Below are 17,360 nucleotides of genomic sequence, written 5' to 3' on the forward strand. Positions count from 1 at the left end.
TGGGCGAGGTCAGCGTTCCAGGATGGCGACCAGGCCCTGGCCGCCGGCGGCGCAGATCGAGATCAGGCCACGGCCGGAGCCCTTCTCGGCGAGCAGCTTGGCCAGGTTCGCCACGATCCGGCCGCCGGTCGCGGCGAACGGGTGGCCGGCCGCCAGCGATGAGCCGTTGACGTTGAGCCGGTCCCGGTCGATCGAGCCGAGCGGAGCGTCCAGGCCCAGCCGTTCTTTGCTGAACTCGGGCGACTCCCAGGCGGCCAGCGTGGCCAGCACCTGCGAGGCGAACGCCTCGTGGATCTCGTAGAAGTCGAAGTCCTGCAGGGTCAGGCCATGACGGGCGAGCATCCTGGGTACGGCGTACGTGGGTGCCATCAGCAGTCCCTCGTCGCCGTGCACGAAGTCGACGGCGGCGGTCTCGCAGTCGGTGAAGTAGGCCAGCACCGGCAGCGAGTGCGCCTGCGCCCATTCCTCGCAGGCCAGCAGCACGGTGGACGCACCGTCGGTCAGGGGCGACGAATTGCCCGCGGTCATGGTGGCCCCGCGGGCGCCGAAGACCGGCTTGAGCGCGGCGAGCCGGTCCAGGTCGGTGTCCGGGCGCAGGTTCTGATCCCGGGTCAGCCCCAGGTACGGCGTGACCAGGTCGTCGAAGAAGCCCCGGTCGTACGCGGCGGCGAGGCGCTGGTGCGAGGCGAGGGTCAGGGCGTCCTGCGACTCGCGGTCGACGTTCCAGCGCAACGCGGTGAGGGCGGCGTGCTCGCCCATCGACAGCCCGGTGCGCGGCTCGGCGTTGCGCGGAATCTCCGGGCGGAAGGCCTGGTGGGGACGGAGCTTGGCGGCGGCTCGGAGCCGGGCGCCGAGGCTGCGGGCCCGGTTGAGCTCCAGCAGCGCCCGCCGCATGTCCTCGTTGAGCTGCAGCGGCGCGTCCGAGGTGGTGTCCACCCCGCCGGCGATACCGACCTCCAGCTGACCCAACGCGATCTTGTTGGCGACCAGGATGACGGCTTCCAGCCCGGTGCCGCAGGCCTGCTGGATGTCGTACGCCGGGGTGTGCGGGTCGAGCTGGGAGCCGAGGACGACCTCGCGGGTGAGGTTGAAGTCGCGGGAGTGCTTGAGCACCGCGCCGGCGACCACCTCGCCGACCCGCTGCCCGGCCAGCCCGAACCGGGCGACCAGCCCGTCCAGGGCGGCGGTCAGCATGTCCTGGTTGGTGGCGTGGGCGTAGCGGCTGCCGGACCGGGCGAACGGGATCCGGTTCCCACCCAGGACGGCGACGCGGCGCGTGTTCTGCACGGCACTCCTCCGGGAGCTTGTCAGTAATCTACTGGCGAGTAGGTTACTCGCATGGGTGACACATACGCGAGCTTCACGAACACCGGCCTGGGCCGAACCGTGGTGCGGCGGCTGGGGCTTCCCGATCCGCCCCGGTTGCGCCGCCACGACCCGGGTGCTCCCCTCGCGCCTGGACCGGTGCTGCTGGGTGCGGCGCCCGGCGGGCGGCTGGGCTGCCCGGTCCGCGACCTGCTCGACCGGGCCGGCACCGACGTGCGCGGCGCCATTGCGGGCGGCACCCGCCACGGCGCGCTGATCTTCGACGCTACCGGGATCCTCGACTCGGCCGGGCTACGGGCGCTCTACGACTTCTTCCACCCGGCGGCCCGCTCGGTGCTCGGCTCCGGCCGGGTGGTGGTGCTGGGCACCGCGCCCGAGCTGTGCGGCCCGGCACGGGAGGCGACCGCGCAGCGTGCGCTGGAAGGGCTGGTCCGCAGCATCGGCAAGGAGTTCGGTCGCGGTGTCACCGCGCAGCTCGTCTACGTGGCACCGGGCGGCGAGGAGGCCATCGAGTCGACACTGCGCTTCCTGCTCAGCGGGCGTTCGGCGTACGTCTCGGGTCAGGTGATCCGGGTCGGCGCCGGCCCGGCGACCGCGCCGGCCGACTGGGACCGGCCGCTGGCCGGCAAGGCCGCCCTGGTCACGGGAGCGGCCCGGGGCATCGGAGCGGCCACCGCGCGGGTGCTGGCCCGCGACGGCGCCGAGGTGATCGCGCTGGACGTGCCGGCCGCCGGCGACGCTCTGGCCGACGTGGCCAACGAGGTACGCGGCCGGGCCCTGCAACTGGACCTGACCGCGCCGGACTCCGGGGAGCGACTGGCCGCCCACCTGACCGGCGGGGTCGACGTCGTGGTGCACAACGCCGGGATCACCCGCGACAAGACGATTGCCCGGATGGACGCCGCCCGGTGGGACTCGGTGCTCGACGTGAACCTGGCCGGCCCGGAGCGGATCAACGACGTCCTGGTGGAGCGCGGGCTGATCGGTGACGGTGGCCGGATCGTCGGCGTGGCCTCGATCGCCGGGATCGCCGGCAACCGGGGCCAGACCAACTACGCCACCGCCAAGGCGGGCCTGATCGGCCTGGTGCAGTCGTGCGCCCCGGACCTGGCCGGTCGGGGGATCACCATCAACGCGGTCGCGCCCGGCTTCATCGAGACCGCGATGACCGCCCGGATGCCGGTGCTGCTGCGCGAGGCCGGCCGGCGGATGAACAGCATGGCGCAGGGCGGCCTGCCGATCGACGTGGCGGAGACCATCGCCTGGCTTGCCTCGCCCGGCTCCGGCACGGTCACCGGCACCGTGGTCAGAGTCTGCGGCCAGAGCCTGGTGGGAGCTTGAGATGGTGGTTGATCTGACCGGGCGGCCCGGACCCTCGTACGCCCGGATCGCTCTTGGCCTGCTCCCCCGCCGCCGCGGCACCGCGCTGCCCGACCGTATGGTGATCCGCCGCGAGGCGGTCATCGACCCCGAGCATCTCGTTCGCTACGACCGGGTCTGCGGCTTCCGACTCGCCGACGCGCTGCCGGCCACCTATCCGCACGTGCTGGCCGGGCCGCTCGCGATGCGGCTGATGTCCGCTCCGGACTTCCCGTTCCCGCTCGCCGGCCTGGTGCACGTCGCGAACCGGATCACGGTGCGCCGGCCGATCGACGCCGGGAGCCGGCTCGACCTGTCCGTGCGGGCGGCCGACCTCCGCCCGCACGGCCGGGGACAGCAGTTCGACGTCATCAGCTCGGCGACTGTCGACGGGCAGGAGGTGTGGCGCGGCGTCTCCACGTACCTCCGCAAAGATCGACCGGGCGAGGGCGGCGGCAGCCGGGGCGACCGACCACCCGGGCCGGCCGCCACCGCGCGCTGGCGGGTCCCGGTCCGGGCGGGTCGCGACTACGCCGCCGTCTCCGGCGACCACAACCCGATCCACACCTCGCGGCTGGGCGCGCGCCTGTTCGGCTTCCCCCGCCCGATCGCGCACGGGATGTGGACCAAGGCACGATGTCTCGCCGCCCTCGACGGGCGGCTGCCGCCGGCCTACAGCGTGGATGTCGCCTTCAAGTTGCCCGTCCTGCTGCCGGCGGCGGTCGACTTCGCCGCGGCGCGAACCGCCGGCGGCGGCTGGGACTTCGCCCTGCGTGCGGCGGACTCCGGCCGCCCCCACCTGACCGGCTCGGTCGCCGGGGTCACGCCGCGTCCCGGGACGTGACCGGCGGCTCGGAACCGCCCGGGGCCCAGACATCGCCGCGGAGCAGCTGCGCGGCGCCCAGCCAGGCGACGTTCATCAGCCGGCCGGCGGTCTTGTCCGGGTCGGCGTCCGGGTGATCGGCCAGCCAGTCAGCGAGCGATTCCCCGGCACCGACCAGGGCGTACGCGCTGACCTCGAGATCAATGCCGTGGATCTGGCGCCCCTCGGCCCGCACGGCCCGGTCCAGCATGTCAGCGATCACGTCGACGATGCGCCGGCGCATGGCGGCCAGTTCGGCGGCGAACGGCTCCTGCCCGCGGGCCTGCCGGTAGAGCACGGCCCAGCCGTCGCGGTGTGCGCCGACGAACGCGAAGAACGCCCGCAGGCCCGACCACAGCTGGTCGCTCAGGCCGAGGGTGGGGTCGACCACGTCGGCGATCGCCTCCATCAGCCGGGTGGCCTCCCGGCGCAGGCAGGCGATGAACAGTTCTTCCTTGGTGCCCAGGTAGGCGTAGACCATGGGCTTGGAGACGCCGGCGACCTCAGCGATCTCGTCCATCGACGCGGTGTGGAAGCCGTGGTGGGAGAAGACCCGCACCGCGGCGTCGAGCACCTGCTGCTCACGGATCTCACGGGGTAGTCGCTTGAAGGTGCGAGTGGTCGACACCCTTGTCAGACTACGCATCCCCGCCGTAACTTAACGCGCCAGTAGGTTTCTCCGAGGAAAGGCTGATCTGCCGTGGAGTTCTGGCTCGATCTGAACGAGGAGCAGCGTGATCTGCGCGAGTGGGTGCACGGCTTCGCCGAAGGCGTCGTCCGCCCGGCCGCCTCCGAGTGGGACGAACGCGAGGAGACCCCGTGGCCGGTAATCCAGGAGGCGGCCAAGATCGGTCTCTACGGCTTCGAGTTTCTGATCAACATGTGGTCCGATCCGACCGGGCTGTCGCTGCCGCTGGCCAACGAGGAGCTGTTCTGGGGTGACGGCGGGATCGGCATGGCGATTTCCGGCACCTCGCTGGCGGTCGCGGCGATCTACGGCTCCGGCACTCCCGAACAGCTCGTCGAGTGGGTCCCGCAGTGCTTCGGCGACGCCGCCGACCCGAAGGTCGGCGCGTTCTGCACCACCGAGCCCGAGGCCGGCTCGGACGTCGCCGCGATACGCACCCGGGCCGTCTACGACCAGGCCAAGGACGAGTGGGTCCTCAACGGGCAGAAGGCGTACGCCACCAACGGCGGCATCGCCGACATCCACGTGGTCACCGCCTCGATCGACCCGGAGCTCGGCTCGCGCGGCCAGGCCGCGTTCATCGTCCCGCCCGGCACGCCCGGCTTGGTCGGGACGAAGAAACTCAAGAAGCTCGGTCTGCGGGCCTCGCACACCGCGGACGTCTTTCTGGACGACGTCCGGGTGCCCGGCAGCTGCCTGCTCGGCGGCAAGGAGGCCCTCGACGAGCGCCTGGCCCGCGCCCGCTCGGGACAGCGGGCCAGCCGGCAGGCCGCCATGCGCACGTTCGAGCTGTCCCGCCCAGCGGTCGGCGCCCAGGCGATCGGCATCGCCCGCGCCGCCTACGAGTACGCGCTCGGCTACGCCAAGGACCGGGTGCAGTTCGGCCGGCCGATCATCGAGAACCAGGCGATCGCGTTCGCCCTGGCGGACATGAAGATGGAGATCGACGCCGCCCGGCTGCTGGTCTGGCGGGCCGCGTGGATGGGCCGCAACGACCGGCCGTTCACCGCCGGAGAGGGCTCGATGTCCAAGCTGAAGGCCGGCGAGGTGGCCGTCGCCACGACCGAGAAGGCGGTGCAGATCCTCGGCGGCGCCGGCTACCTGCGCGACCACCCGGTCGAACGGATGTACCGCGACGCCAAGATCTACACCATCTTCGAAGGCACCTCCGAGATCCAACGGCTGGTCATCTCCCGCGCGATCTCCGGGATGCCGATCCGCTGACCCGTCCCTGGAGGTGCACCGGTATGGCCGTCCCGTTCGTCCTCGCCACCCTGGCCCGGCGCGGGCTGCTCCGTCCCGGCCCACCGGCCGACCTGATCAGGCAGCTCACCGCATTGCGCCGGTGGGGCTTCGGCCTCGCCGGCGAGCTCCGGCAGGCCGCCGCCCGCGACCCGGAACGGGTCGCCGTCGTCGACGAGCGCCGCGCGGTGACCTACCGCGACCTGCTCGAGCGGGCCGGGCGGCTGGCCCGCGCCCTGCGCGGCACGGTCCGCGTCGAGCCCGGCGACCGGGTCGGAGTGCTCTGCCGCAACTCCGCCGCCATGATCGAGACCCTGGTCGCGGTCACCTCGCTCGGCGCCGACGCGGTGCTGATCAACACCGGGCTGTCCGGACCTCAGCTCAGCACCGTCGCCCGGGAGCAGCAGCTGCGGGCGCTGATCCACGACGACGAGTTCGAGCTGCCGAAGGGCCTCGACGGCATCGGCGCGGCGCGGCTCGACGAACTGATCAACGAGGCCCCGCCCGGTGAGCTGACCCCACCGGAGCACGCCGGACGGACGATCGTGCTGACCTCCGGCACCACCGGCGTGCCCAAGGGCGCCCTGCGGCGTACGCCCGGCGGGTTCGGCCCGCTGTGCTCGATGATCGACCGGATCCCGCTGCGCGCCGGCGACCGCGTGCTGATCGCCGCGCCGCTGTTCCACACCTGGGGGTACGCCGGCCTGCAGATCGCGCTGGCGCTGCGGGCCACCGTCGTGCTGCGCCGCCGCTTCGAGCCGGTCGCCGTGTCGGCCGCGATGGTGCGGGAACAGTGCACCGCCATGATCGCCGTCCCGGTGATGCTGCAGCAGCTGATGGAGCAGGTCCCGGCCGGCCGCCGCCCGCCGCTGCGGGTGGTCGCCGTCAGCGGATCCGCGCTGCCCGGCGGGTTGGCCACCCGGTTCATGGACCGGTACGGCGGCGTCCTCTACAACGTGTACGGCTCCACCGAGGTGTCCTGGGCATCCATCGCTACCCCGGCCGACCTGCGGGCAGCGCCGAACACGGCGGGCCGGCCGCCGCACGGCACCCGGACTGTGGTGCTCGACGAGGCCGGCCGGCCGCTACCCACCGGCACGGTCGGGCGGCTCTTCGTCGGCAACGAAATGCTCTTCGACGGCTACTCCAACGGCACCTCCCGGGAACGGCACCACGGCCTGCTGGCCACCGGCGACCTCGGCCACCTCGACGCGGCCGGGCGGGTCTTCGTCGACGGCCGCGAGGACGACATGATCGTGTCCGGCGGCGAGAACGTCTTCCCCGCCGAAGTGGAGAACCTGCTCGCCGGCCTCCCCCAGATTCGTGAGGTGGCGGTGATCGGCGTGCCCGACGCCCGGTACGGCGAGCGGCTGGCCGCGTACCTGGTGCCGCAGCCGGGTGAGATCCTCGGTCCGGAGCAGGTCCGCGACCATGTGCGCCGTCACCTGGCCCGCTTCTGCGTACCGCGCGACGTGGTGTTTCTCCCGTCCTTGCCACGCAACGCGACGGGCAAGGTCCTGACCCGCGATCTGCCCCGCTGAGCCGCCGTCAACAGTCGCGAACGCCGTCGTGACAGGCGTCGAGCGCGGCGAAGATCGGCCTGCGCCAGCGCCGCGCCCGGTCAGTACGAGAACCTCAACCTGGTCTTCGCCCGGCCCGACGGGCAACCACTGCGGCCGCAGTACGTGCTCGACCAGCTGCGCCGCCTCGCCGCGGACGCCGGGCGCTACCCACCGTCCGGGTGCACGACCTGCCGCACGTTGCCGCCACCATCAGGCTCAACTGGCTCGTGCTGTCGCTACTGGCGCGGCGGCGGTGACCCGGTTGCGGCCCGCGTGCTTCGACCGGTACAGCGCCTCGTCCGCCCGGGCGACGAACTGCTCGGGGATTTCCCGGCCGTCCCACAGCGCGACACCGGCTGAGAAACTCTGGCCGTGGGGGGTGACCGCACGCATCCGGTCGAGAACGGCGATCGCCGTCTCCAGGGACTGGCCGACCAGCACCACCCCGAACTCCTCGCCGCCGTAGCGGGCCAGCAGGTCCGCGGTACGCAGCTGGTCGCGCCAGGCGGCCGCGGCCTCCTTGAGCAGCCGGTCGCCGGCCGGGTGGCCGTGGGCGTCGTTGAACCGCTTGAAGTGGTCGATGTCCATGAGGGCGACGACGACCGGCTCACCGCTGCGGACCGCCTTGGCCATCTCCCGGCTGAGCTCGAGGTCCCAGGCTCGGCGATTCGGCACCCCGGTGAGCGCGTCGTTGTGGGCCAACGCGCGCAGCTGGGCCGCCTGGTCCTGGACGCGGGAGATCAGGCCGGCCATCCGGGCGAGTACCAGCAGGAACAGCACGACCGAACTGAGCGCGATGGCCGGCCAGTCGATGTTGGCCGGTGTGGTCAGACCCTGCACCGTCAGGACCAGCGGGGCCAGCAGCGAAGCGACCGCCAGCAGGGTGAGACGCCCCGTGGTGAACCTTTCCGCCCGGTCCGGTGCGATCTCCGACAGTGCCCGCATCGACGGGTTCAGGGCCGCGGCGCCGAAGAGCAGATACATGCCGATCCAGCCGGCGTCGAGAATGCCGTCGCTGTAGGTGGCGAACAGGTTCACCACCGCGTAGCCGATGTCGCTGACCAACTCGGCGGCGAGCGCCGCGATCACCAGGCGGTAGCTGGCGGTCCGGGCACCCGGCGTGGTGATCAGCCGCACCACCATGATCAGCAGCAACAGGTCTCCCGCCGGGTAGGCGAGGGAGGCCAGCCGCTCGATCACGCTGAGGGACTCGTCGGCGGCGATCGGCCGCATCAGGAACGACCAGCACAACAGCGACAGGCTGGTGGAGACGATGGCCGCGTCGAGCAGGCCGGCCCGGTCACGACCGGAGATGCGGCCCTTGATGAGCTGAAAGGCGCCGGTCGCGAACATCGGGTAAGCCAGCAGGTACAGCGCGTCGGCCGGGGCCGGGAAGGTCTGCCAGTCCCAGACGAAGTACTGCACCTGGTAGACGACGTCGCCGGCCGCCCAAAGGGCCAGCGCCGCGGCGAACCAGTACCACGGTCCGGCCCGGCGCGGTCGGTTGCGGCGGACCCCGACCACGATGGCGACCGCCGCGGCGAACCCGAACACGTTGTAGAGCCCCCACGCCCACGGATTGTTCGACGGGAGAGCCAGATACACAGCGCCGACCACGCCGCCGCACAGAAGCCACCGCTGCCACAACGGCCGCCCACGAAGAAGCATCACGTCGCTGCCATCGACGGCCGAGACTTCGACTTGAGGCTACGTACGCGCGGGATAGGTCACACGGCCTGCCGACGACTCCCGTCGGCCTGAGTTCCCCCCGCTTCCACGGAGCGGTGGCTACCTGCTTCCGGTCGAGGCAGTGGTGAGGTTATCTGTTTCGGTCCGGGCGTGCCAGCGGTCTCGTCTTCGTCGGGGCTCAGGTAGCCGAGTTCTCTCTGGATGCGGCGGGTGTTGTACCAGCCGTCGACGTATCCGAAGATCGCGTTCTCAGCCTCGTCGCGGTCCGCCAGCTCGTGCGGTAGACCAGTTCGATCTTCGGCGTCGACCAGAAGCTCTCCATCAGCGCGTTGTCGTACGAGTCACCGACCGAACCCATGGACGGCCGGACGCCGTCGCGGTCCTGCACGCCGGCGGCGGTGACCAGGACGGCGAGCAGCAGCCCGCACGTATCGACCGCGATATGCCGTTTGCGGCCGTTCACTTTCTTCCCGGCGTCGTAGCCGCGGCCGGACCGGGCGACGGCCTCGGCGGGTATGTGCGGGGCGAGCACGGCCCATTCGGCGTCGCTGGTGTCGGACGGGTAGTGCCGGGGCCTGGCCGATGGTAGGTGGTCAACGAGGGTGGCCGGGGTGGTCGATGCAGCCGTCCCGGCGGGAAGGTACACAGACAGGGTTGGGCCTTCGGAGTTCGAGCTCTGGCTAGTCACCCTTGCTCGCACCGAAGGCCCTTCCTCGTGTCACTCCACCACGCCGGACCCGAGCATCTCTCATCGAGCTCGACCATGAGACTGACCATCCGAACCCCTTATTTACCAGGGTTTCAGGAGATCGTGTTAGGAGCTTTTTAAGGGTCGTCTCAGATTCGCTCGGTATGAAGTCGGCGTCAGCTAAGCGAGGTAACCCGCGTGTAGGAGGCTCATGATGGCAGTCGATGCAGCACCGTCAGGAAAGCGCCGCCCGGGCGGTTGAAGCTCGGGGCGGCCACCAGGGCGCTGGCGAGGCGCTCCCTGTCGCTGCCTGCGGGTCGCACTCCGACAACAGTGCGGGGCCTGCCGCGGCCGGCCCGCACAGCGCGCACGCGGGCGAGCGGTTCCTCGACATGAGGATGGCCGAGGCCTACACGCCCGCGCTGCCGGAGGACGGCGGCTCGGACGTGTACCGGTGCCAGATGATCGATCCGGGTCTGACCAAGACGGTGTTCCTGACCGGGACCCGATTCGCACCGGAGAACGTTGCCATCGCGCACCACGCCGTCGTGTGGGCGGTGCCGCCGGGCGGCGCTGCCGCGGTGCGCGAGCAGGACGCGAAGACCCCTGGTCTCGGCTGGCGGTGTTCCGGCGAGACCGGCGTGGCCGGCGCCGAGGTCGAAGAGGGGACGCGGCGGGTCTGCTGCGGGGCCCGGTAGCAGAACCTTGCCAGCGCGAAGCGCCAACGACTGGGAGGGGCCAACACCGAACATTGGCTATCGGCTCAGAGTTCGAACGCGAAACCGTCATCGACCGCGTCATCGCCGGGATGGAACGCAAAGCCGCCAAAAGAAGTAGCGAGCAGGAGAGGGTGACCGTGCGCCACGATCCACCAGCACCAGCCCCAGCCCCGCACCAGGTCGGCGTCGTCCCGCTGCGCCGGCCCGCCGGTGGCCCGATCTGGTGGCTGGTGGCCGGGGCCGCCGCCGCTTTCCTGCTATTGACCCTGGCGGTGGTCCAGCGTTTCGGCCCGCTGGTCCAGTTCGACGCCTGGGTCAGCGCCGGCGCCTACGACGCGGCGCTCGCGCATCCGGCCTGGCGGTCGGTCATGTACGCGGTGACCTGGACCGCCAACACCACCACCATCACCCCGGTCGCGGCAGTCGCCACCCTGCTGCTGATCTGGCGGCACCGGTGGTGGCAGGCGCTCATGCTGGTCGTGGCCATGCTGGGCACCGCCGGCCTGCGATGGCTCGTGCTCACCAGCATCGACCGGCCACGTCCCGCCGACCGGCTCGCCCCGTCGTCGGGCTGGTCGTTCCCGTCCGGGCACACCACGGCGTCGGCGACCGCCGCGTTGGTCGCGGTGCTGATCTGCTGGCCGCTGCTGCGTGCGCAATGGGCCCGGGTCCTGCTGGTCGCGGTCGCCGCCGGGTGGGCGCTCGCGGTCGGGATCAGCCGGGTCGCGTTGGTTGTGCACTGGCCCAGTGACGTGGTCGGGGGATGGTTGTTCGTCGCTGTCGTCGTACCGTCGATTGCTGTTCTGGTCCGGCGGCTTCGCTGGTGAGCCGGTCGGGGGCGGCTCGTCGGCGCCCTGTGCCCGGACATGAAGTTGACGCTGGAGCTGCCCCCACCCGGACGTCGTCACCGTGGTGACCCGGTCGGCGGACCTGCTGCGTGAGGGTCGTGGGCTGACCCCGAATCGCTGTCCGCCTTCACCCGCGCCTGGGCCACCCCTCCCTACCGGCTCCTGTACGACCCCGACCGCTGCCCAAGACGCCTACGCCGCGCCGACACCTGGTAGCCACTGCCCAGCAGCTCAGACTCCTGCTGTCCCCTTGAGACGGCCGCGGTACTGAGGCGGCTGCGACGACGCCGGCCCGCCGATCGGCGGGCCGGCGTCGTCGTCGTGGTCGGGTGCCGAGCAGATGACCGGCGTGACCGCCCAGGTCGCCGGCGAAGCGGTCGACCCGGCATCGAGCACCCACGAACTTGCTCACCGCGATGCCCAGGTTCGGCCCCCAGCGCGGTCACCACCGCTCGGGTGCTGCCGTCCGCTGCCGCCTTCGTACGCCCAATCTCGTTGGTCAGCTGAGCCGCGCCTTCGTAGACCCGTCACGGGCTCCCGCCGGCGGGACCGCTCAGGGTGCCGCCGGCCGGAGCACCTGCCGAGTCGACCGAGCGCGGTACGCGGGATGAGGTGCCGTCGCGCTATCGGACCCGGCTGCGGCCCTTGGCGCCGGCAACGATCGCCACGCCGGCCGCAGCGAGGCCGATCTGCAGGGCCAGTTCGATCCAGTCGATGCCGGGAGTCTCGGCAACGCCGACGGCAGCGGCGATCAAGGTCCCGAGGAACGCGGCGACCACACCGATGACCAGGGTCAGCCAGATCGGGATGTTCTGCTTGCCGGGGACGACGAGTCGACCCAGTGCGCCGATGATCAGACCAATGATGAGGGCGGTGATGATGCCGGAGATTTCCACGCTGTCTGCTCCTCGAGTATCCGCGTCCGTTGTCGCCCCTCCCTTGCCCGACTCTCTGCATACGTCAAACGCGCCAGGCCGCCGTTCGGGTGCATTGTCATGAGACCGTCACAGTCCAACGCCTGCGCCGCCGGACCCGGCCGCCCGCATCGCAGCTCAGGTGGCCAGGACAGCGACGATGGCGGCATAACTGCCCAGCAGCAGGACCCCTTCGAAGCCCAGGCGGCCCCAGCCCCGGGACTGGCGCACCAGCATCCCGGACAACACCACGGCGGTCATGAACAGCCCGGCCGCGGTGACGAACAGCTCGTCGGCTCCGGCCGCGTGATACAGCGACCCCCCGCCGAAGGCGACGTCACCGATGACCAAGTTCAGCGCATCCAGGCAGTTGCCGCCGAGGATTGCCGCCACCGCCAGGGTCAGCGCGCCGCGGCGCACGGCCGCGACCGCCGTAACCGTCTCCGGCAGGGCGTTGACCAGACCCATCAGCACACCACCGACGAACCCGGCGCGCAGACCAGTGACCTCGACGATGCCCTCGGCGGCGGTGCCTACCGCCCAGCCGGCCGCAGCGACCGCGACACCGACTCCGGTGAACTGAGCCCACAGCGCCCGTGTGGAGTGCCGCTCCAGCGGATCCTGCTGTTGCGGGACGTCTGTGCGGGTCTCGCTGGTGTCGACGGCATTCCACATCGGGGTGGCATCCGAGCGGCGCACCAGACTGATCCCGCCGAGGTAACAGCCGACCATCACCAGCGACACGGGATGGATACCGGCGACGGTGACGTCCGGTGTGAAGGTCGCCAGCAACGCCAGCGCGAGCAGGGCGATCAGCAGGCAGCCGAACAGCAGGTTCGACAGCGACGCCGACGCGTGTTCCAGATTCACCCTGCGATAGAAGGCGTCAGCGACCACCAGAGCGGTGGTCTGCGCGGCGATGCCGCCCACAGCGTTGCTGTAGGCCAGCTGAGGCTGCTCCGCGGCGGCGGTCACCGCCGTCATGACGATGCCGGACAGCGACGTGGCAAGCCCGAAGAACACCGCCCCGAACAACGCCTCACCCCAGCCGGTGCGATCGGCCAGGGTGTCACCCAGCCCGACCAGACGAATACTCGCCACGACCGTCAAGATTCCGGCGATGGCGAACACCGCGACACTGGTCCCCAACGGCCACGGCGTGGCGAACAGATCAGGCATGGGCCTGACCGTTACCCGCCCGACGCGGCGCCAACCCCCACGGCCTACTCCACACCGGCACGGCCAACTCCACCCTTCAATGGGAAGCAGCCTCTAATCAGTGCCCACCACGCCAGATCGCATGCCGTAGAAGTGCGCCGCGCCGGCACGGCGCCAAGGTCGCCTGCGCGGATCCGTCGACCTGGCCGCGGCCGGATGCCGCCCTCGAGATCACCGACGACGTCTACGGCCAGGTGACGGTGGCCGCCTGGCACCAGCTGCACCCCAAACAGCGCACCTACCGCGAACCCGGCGGAGCCTTGTCCAATGTTGAGGGCACGTTGATCCGGCTGCGCGTGTCCCGGCTGCCCGGCCGCCGTGACCGGGAACCGAAGACGGTGTGGCTGTGGTGGCACGGCGACGACCCGGCGAGCCTGGACCTGAACCGGGTCTGGCGGGCCTATCTGCGCCGGTTCGACATTGAGCACACGTTCCGCTTCGCCAAACAGAGCCTGGGCTGGACCACCCCGAAACTTCGCACCCCGGAACAAGCCGACCGGTGGACCTGGCTCATCCTGGCCGCGCTCACCCAGCTGAGCACCGGTTCCATCGTGCTGGCCGGGACCGCCACCATCCTGGCCATCCGGCGATCCCCGGCTGGCACGCCGATCCGGTCGACCCAGGAGGAGACGGACGACGAGATGGTCCGCGTCTGGAGGAATACCGGCTGGCCCAGCACCGCTACGGCGTCAAGCTCGGCCAGGGACGCTGAGGCCGGACGGCCGCGCCCGCCGCGCTCCACGGGTCGCTCTGCGACAATGCGAGACGTGGATGACCGGCTTCGCACCCTGCTGTCCGAACTGTTCGAGCAGGGCCGTGCGCACGACACGGCCGAGCCGGACCGGCGGCGCCGCCTGCGGAACCTGGAGCCGGCGACCGCCGCCCTGCTCACGCTGGTCCTGCGGATCGCCCGCGCCCGCGACATCGTCGAGATCGGCACATCGAACGGATATTCCGCAATCTGGCTGGCCGCCGCCGCCCGGGACACCGGCGGGCACGTGACCACCGTCGACGTCGAGGAATGGCCGGGCGTCGTGGAGAACCTCGACCGGGCGGCGGTGAGCGTCCAGCGAGAGATCGCAGACGGCGGACGCTTCTTGGTCGGCCGCGCGAACGCCAGCGTCGACCTGCTGTTCCTGGACGCCGAACGCGTCGAGTACACACGCTGGTGGCCACACCCCGCCCGTGTCCTGCGCCCGGGCGGCTTGCTGGCCATCGACAACGTGCTTTCCCATCCGGACGAGGTGGCCGGTGTTCTGCGCCTGATCGCTGCGGACGGACGCTTCGCCGCGGAGACCGTGGCGGTCGGCAAGGGGCTGCACCTGGCCTACTTGCAAGCCTCGTAGTCACCAAGCGGCCAGGCACGCCTGCATGACGGCGCTGCATGACCGTCCGGCACACCGCTGCGGCCGCCTGGAGGGCCACTTGACTGCCCAAGCTGGTGAGGTGCGACATCCACAACGGATCGGGACCCGCTCCTGCGTCGCTCGTTCGATGCGGCGGCTCGCCGCATCGAGCCATGACGACTTCATCCGGGTGCAGCAAGACAGCAGGCTGATCCGAAGTACCTCAACGACTGGCACAACAGGCAGGACGGCGTGACCCGCTGGACGTAGTGGCGCAGCCGATCGAGTCATGTCCGCGATCGAGGCGCCCGCAGCGTAGGTCTTCACCGACTTGGTTTCGCCGAGGCGGATGCGGATCTCATGAGCGCCGACGAGACGGATCCGTGTGGGGGCCATGCTTCCACCGTAGGGCCGCGAAGACCCGGCAGACGTGGATGCACAGGCTAGGGGAAGAGGGTGCGTTTAACTCCTGCGGCTTCGAAGAGGTGGTCGCGGGACGCCTCAAGATCGCCACGGAGGCGGGACAGGTCCACGTCGAGCAGCGTCCCCTTCCACTTGCGAATCTTGCCGCCCACGATCACGGTCTCCACGTTGGTGCGGTCCATCAGCGTCACCACGGCCCCGGGCACGCTGTTCATCGGCGCGGTGTTCAGCGCGGTCCCGTCCAGGAGCACGATGTCCGCCTCCTTTCCGGGCGTGAGTGAGCCGGTGCGGCCGCCCAGACGCAGATGCTCGGCGCCGTTGACGGTGGCGAAACGCAGCACGTCGCGGTCGAGGAGCAACTCCGGAGTGCCCGACACCGGCGTCGGCCAGAAATTTTGCGGCGTGAGATCACCCTGGTCGAAGACCATCTGATTGACCAGCATGCGCTGCAGCGTCATGGTGGAGCGCATCAACGTGAACGGGTCGGCGGCCATCGTGGTCTCGACATCGGAGCTGAGCGACGGCTCGAGGCCGAACTTCTGCATCGTCAGCAGCGGTGGTGTGCCGTGCCGCATGGCCATCTCGATCGGGACGGCGAGCGACACCCTGGTACCCGCGTCGCGGACCGCGGGCCACACCGTGTCGGTCACGTCGGTCATGTGAATGAGCAGCACGTCCGGGCCGAAGCCGAGGTCGGCGCCGGTGCCACCGCCACCGCGGGCGAGGTCCTCCAGTGTCGACCGCATCATCATCGAGAATGCGTGCGCGGCGATGAGCAGGTCCAGGTCCCGGGCGATCGTCCAGGTGGCGGTGATGGCTTCGTGACCGTAGGCGATCTCGCCGCCCATCACCATGGTCACCAGTTGGTCGTCCGAGGAGAAGTACTGCTCCCGGAGACGGTGGACGTCCTGCGGGAACCGCGACTCGGGGCGGCCGTCGCCCGGCCAGTAGCCGAAGGCGGCTCGCGCGCCGGCGTCGGTAAGCGCCTGGAATGCGGCGTCACTGTGCTCTGGGGTGTGGTGGATCTGCGACGTGTCGAGCACTGTCGTGACTCCGGCGTCGAGCTGGGCCAGCCGACCGTAGAGCATGTTGATGTGCACGTCTTGCGGCCGGTACGCCGGGGCGAAGCGGCCGATGATGTGGTCCATGTAGGACGGATCGGCACTGGGTGAGCCGGAACCGTCGTTGAACAGCAGTCCGTTGGGCAGGAACGCACGCAGCCCGGTCTCGAACAGATGGTGGTGAGTGTCCACGAAACCGGGCATGACCACGCGCCCGCGAGCGTCGATGACGTCCGCGTCCGGTACGTCGAGACCCGGGCCGACCGCAGCGATTCTGCTGCCCTCGACCAGCACGTCGGCGACGTCGAAGTTGCCGACGGCCGGGTCCATCGACATCACGGCCCCGCCGCGGATCAAGTAGCGGCGTCCGGATTGTCCGGAGTCGATCGGCTGCGGGATGTCAGGCACAGGAACTCCCCAGAGTGTGGCTGTTCAAGAGGGCCTGCGATGCGCCAGGGCGGCTGCTCGACTGTATGACGTCCATGGATGAAGCTTCATGCACCGGTGGACGCGGCACCACCTTGAGTGCTCAGCATTGCCCTGAAAGCCACCGTCAGCGCGACCCTCTTGCTCACTGCTGGTCCCTCACAGGTGTTGACGCGGATCACTCAAGACTTGGGAGACGCGGCAGCCGGGACGACAGCCCCCATCGGACGATCACTCCGGGCGACGACGGTACGAAATCGCCGCTCAGATCACACCGGCCCGCAACGCGAACGCCACGGCGTGTGGCCGGTTGCGCAGATCGAAACGCCTGGTCACAGCGGAGACGACTTTCTTCACGGTGCGCTCCGAGTAGCACAGTTTGCTGGCGATGTCGCCGGTGTCGAAGCCTTCCGCGAGCAGGCGGAGCACGTCGATCTCGCGAGGTGTCAGTCCGGCGGCGCCCAGACCGTACGGCCCCGAAGGCTCCTGCCGCAGATGCCGGACATGCCGCACCAGGTCGCCGAGCAGCTTCGGCGGCATCATGCCTCCCCCGGCGACCGCGACCTGGACGCTGCGCGCCAGCAGCTCGGCGGTGACCGAGCGCAGGGGCAGGACGGTGACCACCCGGCACTCCACCGCGAGGAGCAGTTCAGCCTCGCTGAGTTCGTCGACGAGCAGGACGACCGGTACGCCGATCTTTCGAGCCGCCTCCCGCAGCCGTGCGACGACGCCGGTGGTGAGCCGTTCCGCGCTGACCACGATCACCTGGGCCTCGTGGAGCCGGCCGTCCGGCAGGACCGCGAAGCCGGACTGTGCGTCGAGATAGGTGACCAGCCCCGCCCGGCTCAGGGGGATGTCACCGCAGACGGCGATCCGGGTCTGCTCCACTGCCGTTCCTTTCCGGTCCTGCCGGTACTCCCGACACGGCAGGACCTTCCCGCAGAAATGTCCGACAGGACCGCCTCCTTGAACAGGAGCGCCGGCTTCGC

General features: G+C 70.6%; 14 protein-coding genes and 1 pseudogene. 7 read left to right on the forward strand and 8 right to left on the reverse strand.

Annotation, left to right across the window (positions count from 1 at the left end):
• Nucleotides 1–9: 9 nt before the first annotated feature.
• Nucleotides 10–1,287 (reverse strand): acetyl-CoA C-acetyltransferase, encoded by a 1,278-nt coding sequence (locus tag Aau02nite_RS23765; protein ID WP_212990764.1) that lies wholly within the window; start codon nt 1,285–1,287, stop codon nt 10–12.
• A 51-nt stretch (nt 1,288–1,338) separates the two neighbouring features.
• On the opposite strand from Aau02nite_RS23765, the gene Aau02nite_RS23770 reads away from it, so the two are divergent.
• Both Aau02nite_RS23770 and Aau02nite_RS23775 read left to right on the forward strand, forming a co-directional pair.
• Nucleotides 1,339–2,667, forward strand: coding sequence for a 3-oxoacyl-ACP reductase (locus Aau02nite_RS23770; RefSeq protein ID WP_212990765.1), 1,329 nt, complete (start codon nt 1,339–1,341; stop codon nt 2,665–2,667).
• Nucleotide 2,668: 1 nt separating this feature from the next.
• Nucleotides 2,669–3,529, forward strand: a complete 861-nt coding sequence (locus tag Aau02nite_RS23775) for a MaoC/PaaZ C-terminal domain-containing protein (RefSeq protein ID WP_212990766.1) — start codon at nt 2,669–2,671, stop codon at nt 3,527–3,529.
• On the opposite strand, the gene Aau02nite_RS23780 is transcribed toward Aau02nite_RS23775, so the two are convergent.
• Entirely contained in the window at nt 3,507–4,175 is a 669-nt protein-coding gene (locus Aau02nite_RS23780) for a TetR/AcrR family transcriptional regulator (RefSeq protein WP_212990767.1), read from the reverse strand. The two genes, Aau02nite_RS23775 and Aau02nite_RS23780, sit on opposite strands and share 23 nt — an antisense overlap.
• A gap of 72 nt (nt 4,176–4,247) precedes the next feature.
• Between Aau02nite_RS23780 and Aau02nite_RS23785 the strand changes: the two genes are divergently transcribed.
• Both Aau02nite_RS23785 and Aau02nite_RS23790 read left to right on the forward strand, forming a co-directional pair.
• Nucleotides 4,248–5,459 (forward strand): acyl-CoA dehydrogenase family protein, encoded by a 1,212-nt coding sequence (locus Aau02nite_RS23785; protein ID WP_212990768.1) that lies wholly within the window; start codon nt 4,248–4,250, stop codon nt 5,457–5,459.
• Nucleotides 5,460–5,482: 23 nt separating this feature from the next.
• Nucleotides 5,483–7,018, forward strand: coding sequence for an AMP-binding protein (locus Aau02nite_RS23790; RefSeq protein WP_212990769.1), 1,536 nt, complete (start codon nt 5,483–5,485; stop codon nt 7,016–7,018).
• A 237-nt stretch (nt 7,019–7,255) separates the two neighbouring features.
• Here the strand turns inward: Aau02nite_RS23790 and Aau02nite_RS23795 are convergent, their stop codons facing one another.
• Nucleotides 7,256–8,644 carry a GGDEF domain-containing protein gene (locus tag Aau02nite_RS23795; protein ID WP_212990770.1) on the reverse strand — a complete coding sequence of 463 codons (1,389 nt, stop codon included), beginning with the start codon at nt 8,642–8,644 and terminating at the stop codon, nt 7,256–7,258.
• Between the two features lie 448 nt (nt 8,645–9,092).
• A pseudogene (locus Aau02nite_RS23800) lies at nt 9,093–9,221 on the reverse strand (transposase); the annotation flags it as partial.
• A gap of 419 nt (nt 9,222–9,640) precedes the next feature.
• On the opposite strand from Aau02nite_RS23800, the gene Aau02nite_RS23805 reads away from it, so the two are divergent.
• Both Aau02nite_RS23805 and Aau02nite_RS23810 read left to right on the forward strand, forming a co-directional pair.
• Nucleotides 9,641–10,114 carry a hypothetical protein gene (locus Aau02nite_RS23805; RefSeq protein ID WP_212990771.1) on the forward strand — a complete coding sequence of 158 codons (474 nt, stop codon included), beginning with the start codon at nt 9,641–9,643 and terminating at the stop codon, nt 10,112–10,114.
• Nucleotides 10,115–10,167: 53 nt separating this feature from the next.
• Nucleotides 10,168–10,962 carry a phosphatase PAP2 family protein gene (locus Aau02nite_RS23810; RefSeq protein ID WP_212990772.1) on the forward strand — a complete coding sequence of 265 codons (795 nt, stop codon included), beginning with the start codon at nt 10,168–10,170 and terminating at the stop codon, nt 10,960–10,962.
• A gap of 644 nt (nt 10,963–11,606) precedes the next feature.
• Here Aau02nite_RS23810 and Aau02nite_RS23815 read toward each other — a convergent pair.
• Both Aau02nite_RS23815 and Aau02nite_RS23820 read right to left on the reverse strand, forming a co-directional pair.
• The gene (locus Aau02nite_RS23815; protein ID WP_212990773.1) at nt 11,607–11,879 is read right to left on the reverse strand and encodes a GlsB/YeaQ/YmgE family stress response membrane protein; all 273 of its coding nucleotides are present in this window, start codon (nt 11,877–11,879) and stop codon (nt 11,607–11,609) included.
• Between the two features lie 156 nt (nt 11,880–12,035).
• Nucleotides 12,036–13,076, reverse strand: coding sequence for a sodium:calcium antiporter (locus Aau02nite_RS23820; RefSeq protein WP_212990774.1), 1,041 nt, complete (start codon nt 13,074–13,076; stop codon nt 12,036–12,038).
• 209 nt (nt 13,077–13,285) lie between these two features.
• On the opposite strand from Aau02nite_RS23820, the gene Aau02nite_RS46640 reads away from it, so the two are divergent.
• The gene (locus tag Aau02nite_RS46640; RefSeq protein WP_345478724.1) at nt 13,286–14,461 is read left to right on the forward strand and encodes a class I SAM-dependent methyltransferase; all 1,176 of its coding nucleotides are present in this window, start codon (nt 13,286–13,288) and stop codon (nt 14,459–14,461) included.
• A gap of 443 nt (nt 14,462–14,904) precedes the next feature.
• Here the strand turns inward: Aau02nite_RS46640 and Aau02nite_RS23830 are convergent, their stop codons facing one another.
• Nucleotides 14,905–16,353, reverse strand: a complete 1,449-nt coding sequence (locus tag Aau02nite_RS23830) for an amidohydrolase family protein (protein WP_212990775.1) — start codon at nt 16,351–16,353, stop codon at nt 14,905–14,907.
• A gap of 282 nt (nt 16,354–16,635) precedes the next feature.
• On the reverse strand, nt 16,636–17,259 hold the full coding sequence (locus Aau02nite_RS23835; protein WP_212990776.1) for a helix-turn-helix transcriptional regulator: 624 nt from the start codon (nt 17,257–17,259) through the stop codon (nt 16,636–16,638).
• Between the last annotated feature and the right edge of the window lie 101 nt (nt 17,260–17,360).

It is taken from the genome of Actinoplanes auranticolor (genome assembly GCF_018332655.1).
Lineage (GTDB): Bacteria > Actinomycetota > Actinomycetes > Mycobacteriales > Micromonosporaceae > Actinoplanes > Actinoplanes auranticolor.